The sequence below is a fragment of the Collinsella tanakaei genome (assembly GCF_016900375.1).
Lineage (GTDB): Bacteria > Actinomycetota > Coriobacteriia > Coriobacteriales > Coriobacteriaceae > Collinsella.
Map to the genome: position 1 here is coordinate 1 of NZ_JACJKB010000012.1, position 16,652 is coordinate 16,652.

The window sequence follows — 16,652 nt, forward strand, 5'->3', positions numbered from 1 at the left end:
TTGCGCGTTTGCTCAGCCTCGCGACCTCGCGGTTCGAGTCCCGGCAAGGCGCCCAAAAACCGAAGGGCCCCGCAGCCGGGACCCGTCATAACCTGGTAGGGGCAGTGGGACTCGAACCCACAATCCTTGCGGCCGAAGATTTTAAGTCTTCTGCGTATGCCAATTCCGCCATGCCCCCGTGTGGGAGAAGTGTATCACGAGAGAACAGGTGTCCAACCGATAACGGGGTCCTGGCCGTCGAGCACCTCGCGCAGCGTTGCCGCCATGCCCACAAGCAGGCTGTTCTCGCTTACGATCAGCGCGTTGTAACCCCCCGTGCGCAGAATCTCGCGGATGATGAGCGCGCCGCCAAGCATGACCGGAGCGCGCTTTGCCTGGATTCCGGGCAGCTGGGCGATCTGATCCACCGTTCGCGGCGCCATGAGCGCGATGCACTTCTCGACGTCGGCGACCGTCAGTTCGTGCAGGTGCACGAACGCGGGGTCGTACGCCGCGAGCTCGTTCGCCATGGCGACAAGCGTGGTCACCGTTCCGCCCACGGCAACAAGGCGGTCAGGGCACTGGCCGGCATCCTGCCAATACGACGACAGCAGGTCCGCCGCCCATGCAGAAGCCTGTTCCATCTGGTCCGCCGCTGGCGGATTGTCCGCCAGGAATCGGTCGGTAATGCGTCGGCACCCGAGATTCAGCGATCGCAGGTGCTCCAGGGAAAGCGGCTCGCCCGGCGAGTAGCGCCCCACCACGAGCTCCGTGGATCCGCCGCCGGAGTCGGCAACGGCGATGCGCTGGCCGGGAAAATCGTGCGCGACACCATAGAACGTCAAGCGCGCCTCAACCTCGCCGGGGATGACCTGAGGACGCAGCCCCAGTTGCTCGAGCCCCTCGATGAGCGTCGCACCGTTCTCCGCGTCGCGCGCAGCACTCGTCAACGTGGTGCACACGGCATCCGGAGCAAAGTCGTCAATGCGCCGGACGAATCCCGCGCAGGCCGCGAGCACGCGTCCGATCGCCGCCTCGCTCAGGCGGCCCGTCGCGTCGACGCCCTGCCCCAAGTCGGTGATCTCGGTCACCTTGCTCGATTGGACGATCGCCCCGCCCTCGACGCTTGCCAGCAGCAAACGCGACGAGACCGTACCCAAATCGATTGCCGCCACGCGCATTGCGCCCTCCTATTCAGTTGAGTCCGGAAGCTTCGGCTGCCCCTCGACGCCATCGAAGAAGAACAGCGAGTCGAGCATGTGGATGTACCACGGTGCCTCCTGCGCGGCGGCGAGCTCAGCCTGCTCGGCCTCGAGCGCCGTGGAGGGAACGTTGTCCTTGGACGCCGCAGCAGAATCGCCCTCTCCGACAGGGGTCTCCCCCTCCTTGCCTTCGGCGTCCGCGCCCTCGGAATCCTGTTTGTCTGCATCCTCGGAGCCGGCAGCGTCGACATCGTCCTGCCCGGTCACCTCGATGCGCGTCTCGCCCGGAAGCACCATATCGAGCTCAGAGCGAGCAGCCTCCTCGATGCCCTCCTGCGAAAGATAGCGATTGACATCCTCCTGCAGGCCTTCGTTATACGCCTCGCGCAGATCGACCTGACGGCTCAGGATATCCTGCGTGCGATACGCCACATAGAGGTTGCGGATGGGAAAGTACAGCCCGATGACAACCGCCAGCACGACCAGCGCGATGAAGAGCGGCTTGGTATTGCCTGTCACGAATCCGTACACGGCCTGGACGACGCGGTTGTCCACCGCATACTTCATGAAGCTCGAGGAACGGCGCGGCGAGCGCGCGGCGGCGCGAGCGGCCTCACGCGTTGCCTGATTCCCCTTGGATCCGCCCGCGCGGTAGCGCGCGCCTCGCGTTGCGCCGGAACGCTCCGACGGCCGCGATCCGTCTCGACGGGATGAGGAGCGCGCATCCATGCGCCGACCTCCGCGATTGTGCACCTCGGAGACGCGTGCACCGGATGCCGAACGGTAGCCGGGACCACCCGACCCCGCGGACGATGTCGCGAGCGTCCCAGGTGCAGCCGTATAGCCCGGCGCCGACGAACGGCGGGACGAAGCGCGCCCGCGGTCGGCCGAGGCGAGAGGTATAGATCTGTTGCGGTAGTCGTTCATAGACGCCTTGTGTGATTAGAGTGCATGTGCGCTTGCCCATAAAGTTATACCACGCGCCCCGAGGTCAGTTGTGCAGGGTTTGCGCGAGGTCGGCATGCTCAACCAAATGCGAGAGCGGGACCGTCGCCACCTGGGCGACGGTCCCGCTCGGCTCACATTTGGAGACGGCCCGCTCTAGCGAATGTTGTAGAACGCGTCCTTGCCCGCGTACTGAGCACTCGTGTACAGCTCGTCCTCGATGCGGATGAGCTGGTTGTACTTGGCGATGCGGTCAGAGCGGCACGGCGCGCCCGTCTTGATCTGGCCGGAATTGGTGGCAACGGCAAGGTCGGCGATCGTGGAGTCCTCGGTCTCACCGGAACGGTGGGACACCACGCACGCGTAGCCGGCGCGCTTGGCCATCTCGATGGCCTCGAGCGACTCCGTCAGCGTGCCGATCTGGTTGACCTTGACCAGGATGGCGTTCGCCGCGCCCATCTCGACGCCCTTCTTAAGGCGCTCGGTGTTGGTCACGAACAGGTCGTCGCCCACGAGCTGCACCTTGTTGCCGATGCGCTTGGTGAGCTTGACCCAGCCATCCCAATCCTCCTCGGCAAGGCCGTCCTCGATGGAGATGATGGGGTACTTCTCGACGAGCGCCTCCCAGTAGTCGATCATCTCGTCGGTCGTGAGCTCGCGTCCCTCGCCAGCCAGCACGTAGACACCGCGGGCGGCATCGTAGAGCTCCGTGGTGGCAGGGTCCATGGCGTACATGAAGTCGACGCCCGGCTTGTAGCCTGCGGCCTCGACGGCGCGGGTGATGTACTCGAACGGCTCGGCGTTGGTCTTGAGGTCGGGCGCAAAGCCGCCCTCGTCGCCCACGCCCGTGCTGTGACCGGACTCCTTGAGCACGTTCTTGAGCGTGTGGTACACCTCGGCGCACCAGCGCAGACCCTCGGTGAAGGTCGGGGCGCCCACGGGCATGATCATGAACTCCTGGAAGTCCACGTTGTTGTCGGCGTGCACGCCGCCGTTCAGGATGTTCATCATCGGTGTGGGCAGGGTGTGACCGTTCACACCGCCCAGATACTGGTAGAGCTCCAGGCCGGTGGACTGCGCCGCCGCGCGAGCGACCGCCAGCGACACTCCCAGGATGGCGTTGGCACCCAGATTGCCCTTGTTGGGAGTGCCATCGGCCTCCTTGAGGGCGGCATCGATAGCGCGCTGATCGAACGCCTCCATACCGATGACCGCGTCGGCGAGCTCCTTGTTCACATGGTCGACAGCCTTGGTCACGCCCTTGCCCAGGTAGCGGCCCTTATCGCCATCGCGCAGCTCAACGGCCTCAAAGGCACCGGTCGAGGCGCCGGAGGGAACCATGGCGCGGCCAAACGACCCATCGTCGAGCACGACCTCGACCTCAACAGTGGGATTGCCGCGGGAATCGAGAACCTCGCGACCATAGACGTCCAGAATCTCACTCATGTTACGTCCTTTCCGCTGATAATCAGCTGGATATCTTCTGCCCGGGTTCAGGTTACCCTAAGCAAACTTTAGCCATTATGCCCGATTTTCCCGAAATCACACCGCGATTGCAAAAAAGTTAGCTATCGCCAACCAAAAGAGCGCGGCTCCTAGGCGCGCACGGCGTCAGGGCTTGCCCCTTCATCGGCGGCGGAGCCCTCCTTCAGCTTGACGGCGTCCCACAGCTCGTTGAGCTCTCCGGTTGAGAGGCCCTCCAGGGCGACGCCGCGCTCGTAGGCCACGTCCTCCATGGCGCCCCAGCGGCTTCGGAACTTTGCCGTACTCGCGCGCAGAGCGCTCTCGGCATCAATACCCTCCTTGCGCGCCACGTTGACGAGCGCGAACAGGATGTCGCCGAACTCGGCCTCGCGCGCCGCGGACCCCACGGGCTCGGCATCGAACTCAGCGCGCTCCTCGGCGACCTTGTCCCACACGTCCTCGACGGTATCCCACTCGAAGCCCACGGCTGCCGCCTTGCGCGATACCTTCTGAGCCTGCATGAGCGCCGGGAGGGAGCGCGGTACACCGTCGAGCAGCCCGGCGGGCCGCTCGCTCGCGGCGGCGGCCTCGGCGTCGCGCGTCTCCTTTTCGGCAAGCTTCACCTGGTCCCAGATGTCGAGCACCTCATCGGCACTCGACGCCGACGCGTGCTCGCCGAACACATGGGGATGGCGGCGGATGAGCTTCTCGTCGATCTCGCGCGCCACATCGGCCAGCGTGAACTCGGCTGCATCGGCCGCGATCTGCGCATGCAGCACCACCTGCATCAGCACGTCGCCGAGCTCCTCGCGCAGGTGCGCCACGTCGTCATCTTCGATGCAATCGACGGCCTCGTAGGCCTCCTCGATCATGTTCTTGGCAATGCTCGCGTGTGTCTGCTTGCGATCCCACGGGCAGCCATCGGGCTGGCGCAGGCGCCAGATGGTGTTCACGAGCGACTGCAGCTCCTCCCGCGCATCGCAGAGAGTCGACATATCGCGGCAGGATTCGTCCAGCTTGGCGGTTTTCTTTTGGTCGGCCATGCGCTACTCCTCCTCCATCACCACATGGCGAAACGCGTCCTCCATGGGCAGCGAACTGTCGTAGATGCCATAGCTGTGGCTGCCGTCCTTGGGGATGGACACGCTGCCGGGGTTGAACGCCCAGATGCCCGGATGGCCCGGCACCGCCTCGTTCACCTTCACGTGCGTGTGGCCGTACACGATGGCCGACCTCTCGGGCAGCGGCGGCAGGTTGTCGACGCTGTTGTGGAAACCCGCGCCGAACACGTGCCCGTGGGTGCAGAACAGCTGGCGGCCGCCCTCGTCGAGCACGACGGCGCTATCGGCCATGCAGGGGAACGTGAGGACCATCTGGTCGACCTCGGCCTCGCAGTTGCCGCGCACCGCCACGACGCACCCACTGGCAGCAAGCTCGTTCAGCTGCGGGATGACGCGCTTGGGGGCGTAGTCGCGCGGCAGGTCGTTGCGCGGCCCGTGGTAGAGCAGGTCGCCCAGCAGCAGGACGCGGTCGGGCTGCTCGCGGTCGATGGCCTCGATAAGGCGCTCGGTCCAGTAGGCAGAACCGTGTATATCGGATGCGATGAGGAACTTCATGAGGAAATCCTTTCGTTATGGGGCCGCGGGATCGGATGGCGCTGTGGCTACGCCGAAAAACTAAGCGATGGGGTCGTGGCTCACGCGATGCGCCACATAGGCAAAAGCGGCGACGATGAGCGCGTTTACGATCACGGACACGATGACGTCGCCGGTGAGGATGAGCAGCAGCACGCTGCCGAGATTTGCCCATACCGCGAGCACGATGATCAAGAAGAGCTTGGAAACCTTGAGCCGGTCTCCGCCCGTACGCAGGCCGAAGATGCCCAACAGCAGCGAGAAGATGACGGTGAGCGCAAGGCAGAGCAGCTGAAGCGGCTCGAACGGATGGCCCGAGGTGTAGAGCACGCGAGCGGTGATACTCAGGTCGACCGCGCCGACGATAGCGAGAAAGCTCAGAACCTTGAGCGCCCTTTGCATAACGGACAACGTGACCGCCTTCCTTTCGGGACGCGCGACGGCGATGCGCGCAGTGTGCACGCCTTGCATTGTACCCCGCGCCTCAACGGCCGGGCGGCAGCGCTGCTAAGCGCGAGATGCGAGTCGCGCGGCGTCCATCACCTGCTGCAGCGGGATTCCCTCGCGGCGCGCCAGGGCTGCGCAATCGTCGAGCTCAGGCGCGATGCGCTCGCTGCCATCGGGAAGAACCGCGCGCTTGACGGACACGGCTCCCCAAGGCGTTTGCACGCGCTCGAATGAGCGCTCGAGCACAGTGCGGTCCATGTTCACGCGGCGGATGCCGATCGTCGAGGTCTCGCGGAAGATGATGAGCTCCAGGCGCTCGACATCCTCGAGCACGGCGATGACCTGCAGCTGGAAGGCGGGACGGCCCTTCTTCGTGTAGATGGGCAGCCAGTGGACCTCGCGCGCGCCCGCTTCGCGCAGGCGGTCGGCGGCGTAGGCGAGCACCTCGGGCGTGCTGTCGTCGATGTCGCATTCGAGCTTGACGATCTGCTCCGGCGTTGCATCCGACACCTGCCGTGCGCACTCGGAAGCGGGAGCCTCGGCACCGGCGACCTCCTGGATGAGCAGCGCGCGAAGGAGCGAGGGGCGCTCGTATGAGCGCTTGCCGACACCCATGCCCACCTGGCGCACAACATAGCGCGCAGGCAGTTCTGCCTGCGGATCCAGCGCGGCAACGAGCGCAGCGCCGGTGGGCGTCACGAGCTCGCCCTCGACATCGACCTGCTGGAGCGGCAGGCCGGACGCGATACAGATATTGAGCGTCGCGGGTGCGGGAACGGGGATGATGCCATGCTGACAGCGCACGGTACCGTGGCCGTCGACCAGCACCGGAACGATAACGCGGGAGACGCCCAGGCTGTCGAGTAGCACGCTCGCCGCCACGATGTCGACGATGGAATCGACGGCCCCCACCTCGTGGAAATGCACCTGATCGATGGGCACGGCATGCGCCTTGGCCTCCGCCGCGGCGAGGATGTCGAACGTCCGGTGCGCCAACGCGCGAGCTCCGGCGGTCATATCGGCAGCATCGATGATGCGGGCGATGTCCGCCGGACCGCGATGCTCATGGTGATGGTGGTGATGCCCCTCGTAGCCATGACGGTGGCCGTGCTCGTGCTCGTGCTCGTGCTCGTGCTCGTGCTCGTGCTCGTGCTCGTGCTCGTGCTCGTGCTCGTGCTCGTGCTCGTGAGCAGCATGCCCCGTGCCGTGCAGGTACGCCATATCATGATCGTGGTTCTCGTGCTCGCGATCGAGCAGCACAGCGAAGTCGCAGCAGTCGATTCCCGCCTTCTTCACCCGGGTCACCGCGATCTCGAAGCCCTCGACTGGCAAGCTTGCCAGCGCCCGGCGCATGGCGACCTCATCGGCACCAAGGTCGAGCAGGGTGCCGACAAGCATATCGCCGGCAATACCGCTCTGGCAGTCCAGATAGAGTGCACAGCCGCACCCCATCGCAAGCGATTCCGCTACTTCTCGCTGGCTACGCTCCATGGCCTTACGCCTCCTTGCCCGGAAGATGATTGATGAGAGACGCCTGGTAGGCAGCCCCGAATCCGTTGTCCACGTTCACCACAGATACTCCGCTCGCGCAGCTGTTGACCATGGCGAGCAGTGTGGCGAGACCTCCCATGTTGGCCCCGTATCCCACGCTCGTGGGAACCGCGATCACCGGGCAAGCGGCAAGTCCGCCCACAACGCTCGCCAGCGCCCCCTCCATGCCCGCGATGGCGATGATCACCTGGGCGCGCGCGATCTGCTCGCCGTGACGCAGCAGCCGGTGGATGCCCGCGACGCCAGCATCGCTCACGCACTCGACGCGATTGCCCAGAAAGCGCGCCGTCAGTGCCGCCTCCTCGGCCACGGGCTGATCGGACGTCCCCGCCGTGATCACCAAGATCGTTCCGTTGCCATCGGGCTCGGGCAGCTCGCCCACCACGCCCGCTCGGGCATCGCCGTAGTAGGTAACATCGCATCCCAAGCGCTCGAGCTCATGCGCCTTATCGGCATCGAGCCTCGTGATGAGCACCCGCTGCTGGCCGGCATCGAGCATCGCGCGGACGATGCCCGCAATCTGGGATGCCGTCTTGCCCGCGCCGTAGATGACCTCGGACACGCCGGTTCGCATGCCGCGCCCCGTATCGACCTGGGCATAACCCAAGTCCGCCACAGATTCCAGGTGAACACGCTCGACCAGCTGCTCGGGCGTCATCGTGCCCATGGCAACGGCGCGTGCAAGCGCCTCAAGGTCTGATGCATCCATGGTGTTCCTCCCTTTGACGCGGCGGTGATATTTCCAGCCGCTCTAGACGCTATCATATGAAACCAGTTTGAGGTCGTGGTTTCGCGTGTCAAACCGACAGGGGCCGCAGGTGGCTGCATGCAGGCACCGGCTCCGCTTAGGATAGCGGCATGCAAACCATACCTTAACCCAGCGATACCCGACCCGTCCGCCCCAAGAGGGGGCACGCCGCACGCGCCTCTTTGGCCCACAGGAGGATGACATATGTCCGATACCGATATCGTCACCGAGAACACGGACGATAGCATCGAGCCCTCCGCCGTCGCGGAGCCGGCGGTCACCGCCGAGGACAGCAACGCTGCCGCGTCGACGGAGCCCGAGGTCCCCTCCGAGCTCGGCAATGTCGACGCAGACCAGACCGTCAGCGCAAACGATTCCATCAGCTCCATGCTCTCCATCTGCTCGGCGGGAGTCGGCGTGATCGGCGTCATCCTCGCCGTCTTCGTCAGCTGGATTCTGAGCGTTCTTGCGGGCATCATCGCGTTTGCGCTCGCACAGCTCGCAGCCAGCAAGCACGCGCCCTACCCTGCCGCCATCCGCGCAGGAAGGATCCTGGGCGTCCTGTGCATCGTCGCCAACATCGCGTTGGTGGCGATCTACATCTATCAGCTCATGAGCCTCGGGGTTTTGTAGCCATCGGCGCCGGGCCGTCCGTCTTTATGCAGCAAGACCGCGGCCTCTCGAGTTATGAACCCCGTTTTCAGCGAATCTATTCGAACCCAGCGAGCATGCCCCTGTTTTGCGCGAATAGGTGTTAGCGTTTTCGCAGGTAAAAGTCTTGCCGGTTGAGAGCCGGGTCCTCGATACTCGGCCCGTCAGGAAAGATTCGCTGAAAACGGACTTCATACCTTCGCTCTTCGACCGAACAGCACGATAAAAGGCGGAAAGCTGCCTCGTGCAGCCTCCCGCCTCGCAGGAAATCAGATGTTCGCGCGCCCTAAAGCAGCGCTTCCTCCCACGCAGCCTCCTTGAAACCCACGAGCACGCCGTCGTCGGCCACCACGATCGGACGCTTGACCAGCATGCCGTCGGTTGCCAGCAGAGCAAAAGCCTCCTCGTCGGACATTCCCGCGTCGAGCTTGGCTTTGACGCCCAGCTCGCGATATTTCATGCCGCTCGTGTTGAAGAAGCGGCGTACCGGCAGGCCGGATTTCTGCTGCCATGCGGAGAGCTCCTCCGCCGTGGGGTTATCCTCCACGATGTGGCGGTCATCGTATGCCACGCCGTGGTCGTCCAGCCACTTCTTGGCCTTCTTGCAGGTGCTGCACTTGGGATACTCGGCAAACAGGATAGACATCGGCTCCTCCTCCGCATGCGGGCGTTGCTGACTCCATCCTACCCCGGCCGGCCTAGCGCGATACGCTCGCCTCGCGCAGGGCCGCAAGCTCGGAGCGCCCGTGGATGCCCAGTTTGCCGTAGATCTGCTGCAGGCGGCTGTTCACGGCGGCTTCGCTCAGCACGAGCCGCTGCGCGATATCGGAGGTCGTTGCGCCATCGGCCGCCAGCAGGGCCGTCTCGACCTCGGCTTCGGTCAGCCCACGATCCGCCAGCCCGTGCGCAAAGGAGCGGCTGTGCAGCCACGCCTGCGCCTCCTCGCGCGTGGACACGCCGAGCTTCTCGTAGGCGCGCGTGCTGTAGGTGCCCACCGTGGAGCGCGAGACTCCCAGGTCGTCCGCCAGCGCAGCGAGCGTCATGCCTTCGCAGGTGGCCAGCAGCACGGTGCGCTCGCGGCGCGTGAGACCGGCGTCGGCGAGGTCGACTTCCAGGCGCGCGCGTTCCAAATCGCGCGTCAGCTTCTCGCGGTTGGCATCGGCCTCGACTGAGGAGGCGAGGGTGGGTGCCGGCTGCGGCGCAGGCGGCTGGTTCTTCCCGCTGCGCAGATACTTAACGGCAACGAGCACAGCAAGCACGAACAAAACGATCGGTGCGATCACGCTCGTTCCGTAATACCAAGCGACGATGAACCATTCAAATCCCTGCGGCATCATGGCGAACACCTCCGTCAGATCGGCGATTTCCTAGTTGGAGTATGCCCAAAACGCAGCGCTCGGTCTGTCGTGCAAGCTGATGATTATCGACGCGTTTGCGCAGGTCGCACCCGTCGTGCAACGCAAATCTCGCAAGCTCTTCCCTACCGATGGCGTGCATCGAGCTCGCCGGCGAGCTCTTCGAGCGTGATGCCATAGCGCTCGAGCGTGACCATCAGGTGGTACACAAGGTCGGCAGCCTCATAGCGGATGTGGTCGTGATCGTCGTCCTTGCAGGCCATGATGACCTCGCTCGCCTCCTCGGCGAGCTTCTTGAGCAGGCTGTCCGCCTCGCCCTGCAGAAGCTTGGCGGTATAGGACACCTCCGGCGACGCGTCAGCGCGGCCGTGGATCACCTCCGCAAGCCCGGTCAGCGTCTCGCCGATGTTGCCATCCTGAACGTTAGCGGTGCGAACACCCATGAGCGGTTCCTTTCTTTCGAAGCCGTCAGCGAGCGGGGTCTAGGCGCTCAAGCTGCGGAAAAAGCAGGTTCGGTTGCCGGTATGGCAGGCGGGGCCGGGCGAATCGACCAGCGCGAGCAGCGTATCGGCATCGCAGTCGACGCGCAGCTCGCGAAGCTGTTGCATGTTGCCGCTCGTCGCCCCCTTGTTCCACAGCTCCTGCCGGCTGCGGCTCCAAAACCAGGTGGTGCCGGTCTCGAGCGTGAGACGCACCGACTCGGCGTTCATCCACGCGACCATCAGAACCTCGCCGGTATCGTATTGCTGCACGACGCACGGGATAAGCCCCTGCGCGTCGAACTTGAGCTCGCTGATATCCATATCCGATCCTTTCGAAGCGTACCGTGTCCACTTTCAGGACGGAGATGTTTTCGGACACCGGGCGCCGCGGGCTGGCCTCTGTGGGGACGTAGCCGGGAGGCGCCACGCCGGCCACCACGGCGAGGACGCCGTCCGGGGTCCCCGGCGTGGCGCCTCCCGGCTACGTCCCCACAGAGGCCAGCCCGCGGCGCCCGGTGTCCGAAAACATCTCCGTCCTGAAAGTGGACACAGCGAGACTAGAAGTCGAGGCGCATGGGGATGCCCTGCGCGGCCATGTATTCCTTCACCTGGCGGATGCTGTAGGTGCCGAAATGGAACACGCTGGCAGCCAAGACGGCGTCGGCCTCGCCCTCGATGATGCCCTCAGCAAAGTGCTCGAGCGTACCCACGCCACCGCTAGCGATAACCGGAATCGGCACGGCGCGCGCCACCGCACGGGTGAGCGCCAGGTCGAAGCCCTCCTTGGTGCCATCGCGATCCATGCTCGTGAGCAAGATCTCGCCGGCGCCGCGGCGCGCGGCCTCCTCGGCCCACGCGACGGCGTCGATGCCGGTCGGCGTGCGACCGCCCGCCAGGTAGACTTCCCATTTATCGGCCCCCGGCGCGCCGAGCTCGCCCACGCGCTTGGCATCGATGGCCACGACCACAGCCTGGCTGCCAAAGGCAGCGGCGGCAGTCGATATGAGCGACGGATCGCGCACGGCGGCGGAATTGATGGACACCTTGTCCGCTCCCGCGGCGACCATGGTCCTCATGCCCGCGAGGTCGCGGAACCCGCCGCCCACCGTATAGGGAATGGAAAGCTCCTCGGCGGCACGCGAGGCCATGTCGATAGTCGTGGCGCGGTTGTCGCTCGTGGCGGTGATGTCCAGAAACACCACCTCGTCGGCGCCCTCGCGGTCGTAGGCCGCCGCGAGCTCGATGGGGTCGCCAGCGTCGCGCAGCTGCACGAAGTTGACGCCCTTCACCACACGGCCGTCCTTAACGTCCAGACAGGGAATCACGCGCTTGGTCAGCATGATGCCTCCTTTGCGGCGGCGAGCGCCTCGGCCAGGGTGAAGTTGCCCTCGTACAGGGCGCGACCGATGATGCAGCCCTCAATCACGGTGTCGCCCGCGGCGGCGAGCGCGCGGATGTCGTCGAGCGTCGACACGCCGCCCGAAGCCACCACGGGAAAGCCCGCGCACGCCGCGACGTGACGGTACGCGTCGACGTCGATGCCGGTCTGCATGCCGTCGCGCGCGATGTCCGTAAACACCAGATGCTTGAAGCCGAGCTCGGTGAGCTGGCCCACGACATCCTCCACGCCGCGGGCGATGCCGTCGCGCCAGCCGTTGATCTTCACCTGGCCGTCGCGCGCGGCGACATCGGCCACGAGCAGGTTGCCGAAGGCGCGGGCCGCCACCTCGGCGAAGCCCGGCTCGGTCACAAGCACGGTGCCGAGCGCGATCCGCTTGGCGCCGAAGCCCGCGAGCTCATCGATGCGCGCGAGCGAGCGCACGCCGCCGCCGACATCGATGGAGAGCCCCTCGACCTGGCAGATATCGCGGATGGCGGCCGTGTTGGCGGCGCGCGCCTCGTCATCCTCCTCCAGAGCGGCGGAGAGGTCGACCACGTGCAGCCAGGTGGCACCCTGCTCGACAAACGAGCGGGCGACCGCCACGGGATCGTCCGAATACACCTTGCAGCGCGAGCGCTCGCCGCGCTCGAGGCGCACGACCTTGCCGCCGATCAGGTCGATTGCGGGAAAAACGATCATGCGGACACCTCCTTAGCATGCGCGTCCACGATGCGCACGAAGTTCTCGAGAATCTGATGGCCGTGGGCCGAGGACTTCTCGGGATGGAACTGGCAGCCGTAGATGTTGCCGTGCCACACTATCGACCCGAAGCTGCGGGCGTAGAACGTGCGCGCGGCGATGTCGTCGGCATCCACGTCCTCATCGAGTGCGTACGAATGGGTGAAATAGAGGTTCGCCCCCTCGTCGAACCCGTCGAGCAGCGGGCATGCAGCACCCTCGGGCGTGAGATGCACCTGGTCCCATCCCACGTGCGGGATCTTCAGCCGTCGCGAAGGAAGCACGGTGCACGAACCGGGAAGCAACCCCAGGCCGCGCACCCAACGCCCGTCCGCGGTGGCGAACACCGAGCCGGGCGCCAGGTTCGAGCCGGCGTCATCGCACGCGGGCAGCGTGGGCGCATCCGTCGGCACGCCCTCGTCGCCGCGCTCGAACAGCAGCTGCAGGCCCAGGCAGATACCCAAAAACGGAACGCCTTCCCCGCCTGCGAGCGCCTCGATTACAGCGGCATCCTGCCCCCTCTCATGCATGAAGGTGATGGCGTCGTAGTAGGAACCCACGCCGGGCAGCACGATTCCGTCGGCCGTGCGGATGGCGTCCGGGTCATCGGTCACCAGGGCCTCGGCGCCCGCACGGGCCAGACCGCGCGCAACGCTGGACAGGTTGCCCTTGTGGTAGTCGATAACGGCGATTGTCGACATGTACCCTCCTGTCAGACCATCAGAACAGGCCCTGCCACCGCAGGGCGATGCCCATCCCGACCGGGACGGGGAATTACGGAAAACATGACAGTGGGAACCGTCCTAACTGTCATGCTAGAGGCTGCCCTTGGTGGACGGGATGCCCTGCACGCGCGGGTCGAGCTCGCAGGCGTAGCGCATGCAGCGGCCGACCGCTTTGAACGCCGCCTCGATGATGTGGTGGCTGTTGCCGCCCACGATCTCGCGCACATGCAGCGAACAGCGCGCGTCTCGCGCGAAGGCGTAGAAGAACTCCACCGCGAGCTCGGTGTCGAACGTGCCGACCCGCTGGGTGGGCACGGGCAGCTCGCAGTACGCCTGGCCGCGGCCCGAGATGTCCACCGCTGCCATGACGAGCGTCTCGTCCATGGGCACGGCGACGTCGGAGAAGCGCCTGATGCCGGCCTTGTCGCCCAGCGCTTGGGCGAACGCCTGGCCGAGCACGATGCCCGTGTCCTCCACGGTGTGATGGTCGTCGACCTCGGTATCGCCCGTGGCGCGCACCGTCAGATCGAACAGACCGTGGCGTCCGAACGCATTGAGCATGTGGTCGAAGAACGGCACACCCGTTTCGATATTGCAGTCGCCCGTTCCGTCCAGATCGAGCCGTACGGTGATGTCGGTCTCACCCGTCTTGCGGGTGACTTCAGCGGTACGCGCCATGATGCCTCCTTTGGGTCTAGGCGTCGTCGTCGAGCAGCTCGGCCAGCGCCTCGAGCAGCGCGTCGTTCTCCTCCGGCGTGCCGATGGTGATGCGCAGGCAGTCGTTGAGACCGGGAGCTGCGGAGAAATCCCTTACCAGAATAGAGTAATCGTCGCGCAGCTGCTCGCGGATCGAGCTCGCCTCGCGCACGTGCATGAGCAGGAAGTTGCCCTGGCTGGGCCACACATCGACCCAGTCGTATGCCTCGAGCGCCATGGCCACGCGCTCGCGCTCGCTGCGAATCCGCTCCACCACGGGCGCAAAGGCGTCGCGCACGCGAACCGCGGCGAGCGCTGCAGCCTGGGTGAGCACGTTGACGGAGTAAATCTGGCGCACGGCGCCGAAAACGTCGATGATGTCGGGCGCCGCGATCACGTACCCGCAGCGGATTCCGGCCTCGCCGAACGCCTTGGACAGCGTGTGCAGGATGACCAGATTCGGGCATGCTGCGAGCAGGTTCTGCACCGAGGTGCCGGCGTCGGCGAACTCGATGTAAGCCTCGTCGACCATCACGAGGCCCGGGCAGACGCGGCACAGCTGGGCGATGAATCCGGGCTGCGCGACGTCGCCGGTGGGATTGTTCGGCGATGTGACGATGACCACATCGGCGTCGCGCGCGGCATCGAGCATGCGCTTCTCGTCGATGGCGAACGTCTTGCGGTCGCGCCAGACGTTGCGCACGCCCGTCTTGGTCAGCGAGGCGAAAAACTCGTACTCGGAGAAGCACGGCGGGCAGTTGAGCAGCGTGCGGCCCTCGCCGCCAAAGGCAAGCAGGAAGTTGAACAGAAGCTCATCGCCGCCGTTGCCCACGCAGATGCAGGCCGGGTCGACGCCGTGGCGCGCCGCGAGCTCCGCACGCAGCTCGTTCGACATCGGATCGGGATAGCGGTTGAGCGGCGTTTCCGCGAGCGCAGCGTCGATCGCCTCGCGCACGCCCTCGGGCAGCGGGTAGGTATTCTCGTTGGCCGAGAGGTTGATGCGCGTGGGCGTGAAGTTCGGGTCGTACGGCTCGATGCCGGCCAGATGCGGCTGGACGAGGGCGCGCATGCGCTCGGAAAGCTCTGCCATGTATGTTCCTCCTTGGTGATTGCGCTCGGCGACGTTGGGCGGGTGCCCGACTCCATTGTGGTCTCGCGTGCCTGCGCCCCGGGGTTCTTTAGCTGTCCTGCTTTGCGCCCCGCACCACGGTCTGCGCGTCGTCCTCGGGCCAGGCGACTGCCGTCAGGTCGGCCTCGCGCAGGGCGGCGATGTCCACCGACGCATCGCCGAGCTCCAGCGCGCGGCGGCGCAGGCCGGCCGACAGGGCATGCGCCCACAGGCCCTCCGCCTGCGCCAGGCGCTGCGTGGCGGGCGCATCGGCCAAAAGCCCCTCGGGCGTGTAGCAGATCACCGAGGACTTCTTGACGAAGTCGTCGACCGACAGCGGGTTGGAGAACGCCGCGGTGCCGCCGGTGGGCAGCGTGTGGTTGGGGCCCGCTACGTAATCGCCCAGCGGCTCGGAGCTCCAAGCGCCCACGAAGATGGCGCCGGCATTGCGGATGGAACCGAGCAGGCCGAGCGCGTTGTCGCAGTGCAGCTCGAGGTGCTCGGGCGCGATGGTGTTGACCGCCGCCACCGCGGTCGGCATATCGGGGGCGATCACGACGGTGCCCTGGTCGTCGAGCGAGGTGCGCGTGATGTCCTCGCGCGGGCTTGCCGGCAGCAGCTCGCCGAGCGCGCGCTCGACCTCGGCGGCAAAGGCCGCATCGCAGGTCACGAGATAGCAGGCGGCCAGCGGATCGTGCTCCGCCTGCGCCATGAGGTCGGCCGCGACCACAGCGGGCTTTGCCGTGGCATCCGCGAGCACGCAGACCTCGGAGGGGCCGGCGACCATATCGATGCCGACATCGCCCGAAACCAGGCGCTTTGCCGCGGCGACGTACGCGTTGCCGGGGCCGGTGATCTTCTCGACCCGCGGGATGGACGCCGTGCCGTACGCGAGCGCGGCCACCGCCTGCGCGCCACCGATGGTGTAGATCTCGTCGACGCCACCGACCTTGGCCGCAGCGAGCGTGTAGGGCGAGATGGGGCACGCGCCGGGCTCGGCGGTGCGCTGCGGAGGCGTGACCATGACCACGCGCTCGACGCCCGCCACCTTGGCGGGAACGGCGTTCATGAGGACGGTCGAGGGGTACTGTGCGCGGCCGCCGGGCACGTAGATGCCCGCTGCGGCGACCGGCGTCACCTTGACGCCGAGCATGGTGCCGTCTGCGCGCGTCGTGAACCACGACTGCTGGACCTCACGCTCGTGGAAGTCGCGAATCTGGGCGGCAGCCTTCTCGAGCGACGCCAGAAACGCGGGGTCGAGCCCCTCGAGCGCGGCGTCGATCTGCTCCTGCGGCAGACGGAAGCTCTCGAGTTCAACACCGTCGAACTCGCGGCTGTAGCGGCGCAGGGCCTCGTCGCCCTCGGCACGCACCGTGTCGATAATCTGCTGCGCCGCCGCCGTGATATCCGCCGGCAGCACGCCCTCGCGCGTGAGCATGGAGGCACTCAGCTGCTCACCGGGTGCAAGCTCGATGGTCCTCATGTCGTTCGTCTCCTTTACCTGATATGCGCCGTATCGAGCGCGAAAGGGCGCACAGCACAACGC

At 66.0% G+C, this 16,652-nt stretch carries 19 protein-coding genes and 1 tRNA gene; 1 reads left to right on the forward strand and 19 read right to left on the reverse strand.

The window, feature by feature from the left end:
• Positions 1 to 93: 93 nt before the first annotated feature.
• The 9 genes from H6A16_RS07760 to larB form a co-directional block, all read right to left on the reverse strand.
• Positions 94 to 178, reverse strand: a tRNA-Leu gene (locus H6A16_RS07760).
• A gap of 16 nt (positions 179 to 194) precedes the next feature.
• Complete coding sequence (locus H6A16_RS07765) at positions 195 to 1,160, reverse strand: hypothetical protein (RefSeq protein WP_204617869.1); 966 nt, start codon at positions 1,158 to 1,160, stop codon at positions 195 to 197.
• Between the two features lie 9 nt (positions 1,161 to 1,169).
• Positions 1,170 to 1,736, reverse strand: coding sequence for a hypothetical protein (locus H6A16_RS07770; protein ID WP_342589737.1), 567 nt, complete (start codon positions 1,734 to 1,736; stop codon positions 1,170 to 1,172).
• A gap of 546 nt (positions 1,737 to 2,282) precedes the next feature.
• Complete coding sequence (gene eno / locus H6A16_RS07775; protein ID WP_204617873.1) at positions 2,283 to 3,572, reverse strand: phosphopyruvate hydratase; 1,290 nt, start codon at positions 3,570 to 3,572, stop codon at positions 2,283 to 2,285.
• Positions 3,573 to 3,721: 149 nt separating this feature from the next.
• A complete protein-coding gene (gene mazG, locus H6A16_RS07780; RefSeq protein WP_204617875.1) occupies positions 3,722 to 4,633 on the reverse strand; it encodes a nucleoside triphosphate pyrophosphohydrolase in 912 nt (303 codons plus the stop codon).
• Positions 4,634 to 4,636: 3 nt separating this feature from the next.
• A complete protein-coding gene (gene yfcE, locus H6A16_RS07785) occupies positions 4,637 to 5,206 on the reverse strand; it encodes a phosphodiesterase (protein WP_204617877.1) in 570 nt (189 codons plus the stop codon).
• Between the two features lie 60 nt (positions 5,207 to 5,266).
• On the reverse strand, positions 5,267 to 5,635 hold the full coding sequence (locus tag H6A16_RS07790) for a hypothetical protein (RefSeq protein ID WP_204617879.1): 369 nt from the start codon (positions 5,633 to 5,635) through the stop codon (positions 5,267 to 5,269).
• 96 nt (positions 5,636 to 5,731) lie between these two features.
• The gene (locus H6A16_RS07795; protein WP_239458283.1) at positions 5,732 to 7,162 is read right to left on the reverse strand and encodes a LarC family nickel insertion protein; all 1,431 of its coding nucleotides are present in this window, start codon (positions 7,160 to 7,162) and stop codon (positions 5,732 to 5,734) included.
• Positions 7,163 to 7,166: 4 nt separating this feature from the next.
• A complete protein-coding gene (gene larB / locus H6A16_RS07800; protein WP_204617881.1) occupies positions 7,167 to 7,931 on the reverse strand; it encodes a nickel pincer cofactor biosynthesis protein LarB in 765 nt (254 codons plus the stop codon).
• Positions 7,932 to 8,174: 243 nt separating this feature from the next.
• On the opposite strand from larB, the gene H6A16_RS07805 reads away from it, so the two are divergent.
• A complete protein-coding gene (locus H6A16_RS07805; RefSeq protein WP_204617883.1) occupies positions 8,175 to 8,603 on the forward strand; it encodes a hypothetical protein in 429 nt (142 codons plus the stop codon).
• Between the two features lie 304 nt (positions 8,604 to 8,907).
• On the opposite strand, the gene H6A16_RS07810 is transcribed toward H6A16_RS07805, so the two are convergent.
• From H6A16_RS07810 to hisD, 10 genes are all read right to left on the reverse strand, one after another.
• On the reverse strand, positions 8,908 to 9,267 hold the full coding sequence (locus H6A16_RS07810; RefSeq protein WP_204617885.1) for an arsenate reductase family protein: 360 nt from the start codon (positions 9,265 to 9,267) through the stop codon (positions 8,908 to 8,910).
• Positions 9,268 to 9,319: 52 nt separating this feature from the next.
• A complete protein-coding gene (locus tag H6A16_RS07815; RefSeq protein WP_204617887.1) occupies positions 9,320 to 9,958 on the reverse strand; it encodes a helix-turn-helix transcriptional regulator in 639 nt (212 codons plus the stop codon).
• Positions 9,959 to 10,101: 143 nt separating this feature from the next.
• Positions 10,102 to 10,419, reverse strand: a complete 318-nt coding sequence (gene hisE, locus H6A16_RS07820; protein ID WP_204617889.1) for a phosphoribosyl-ATP diphosphatase — start codon at positions 10,417 to 10,419, stop codon at positions 10,102 to 10,104.
• Positions 10,420 to 10,458: 39 nt separating this feature from the next.
• The gene (gene hisI / locus H6A16_RS07825) at positions 10,459 to 10,779 is read right to left on the reverse strand and encodes a phosphoribosyl-AMP cyclohydrolase (protein WP_204617891.1); all 321 of its coding nucleotides are present in this window, start codon (positions 10,777 to 10,779) and stop codon (positions 10,459 to 10,461) included.
• A 236-nt stretch (positions 10,780 to 11,015) separates the two neighbouring features.
• Positions 11,016 to 11,798 (reverse strand): imidazole glycerol phosphate synthase subunit HisF, encoded by a 783-nt coding sequence (gene hisF, locus H6A16_RS07830; RefSeq protein WP_239458284.1) that lies wholly within the window; start codon positions 11,796 to 11,798, stop codon positions 11,016 to 11,018.
• Entirely contained in the window at positions 11,792 to 12,538 is a 747-nt protein-coding gene (locus tag H6A16_RS07835; protein WP_204617894.1) for a HisA/HisF-related TIM barrel protein, read from the reverse strand. Before H6A16_RS07835 ends, hisF begins: the two co-directional genes overlap by 7 nt.
• On the reverse strand, positions 12,535 to 13,278 hold the full coding sequence (locus tag H6A16_RS07840; protein ID WP_204617896.1) for a glutamine amidotransferase-related protein: 744 nt from the start codon (positions 13,276 to 13,278) through the stop codon (positions 12,535 to 12,537). The genes H6A16_RS07835 and H6A16_RS07840 overlap by 4 nt, the downstream gene beginning before the upstream one ends.
• Before the next feature lie 114 nt (positions 13,279 to 13,392).
• A complete protein-coding gene (gene hisB / locus H6A16_RS07845) occupies positions 13,393 to 13,980 on the reverse strand; it encodes an imidazoleglycerol-phosphate dehydratase HisB (RefSeq protein ID WP_204617899.1) in 588 nt (195 codons plus the stop codon).
• Between the two features lie 16 nt (positions 13,981 to 13,996).
• Positions 13,997 to 15,088, reverse strand: coding sequence for a histidinol-phosphate transaminase (gene hisC / locus H6A16_RS07850; RefSeq protein WP_204617902.1), 1,092 nt, complete (start codon positions 15,086 to 15,088; stop codon positions 13,997 to 13,999).
• Positions 15,089 to 15,176: 88 nt separating this feature from the next.
• Entirely contained in the window at positions 15,177 to 16,589 is a 1,413-nt protein-coding gene (gene hisD, locus H6A16_RS07855) for a histidinol dehydrogenase (protein ID WP_204617904.1), read from the reverse strand.
• Positions 16,590 to 16,652 lie beyond the last annotated feature (63 nt).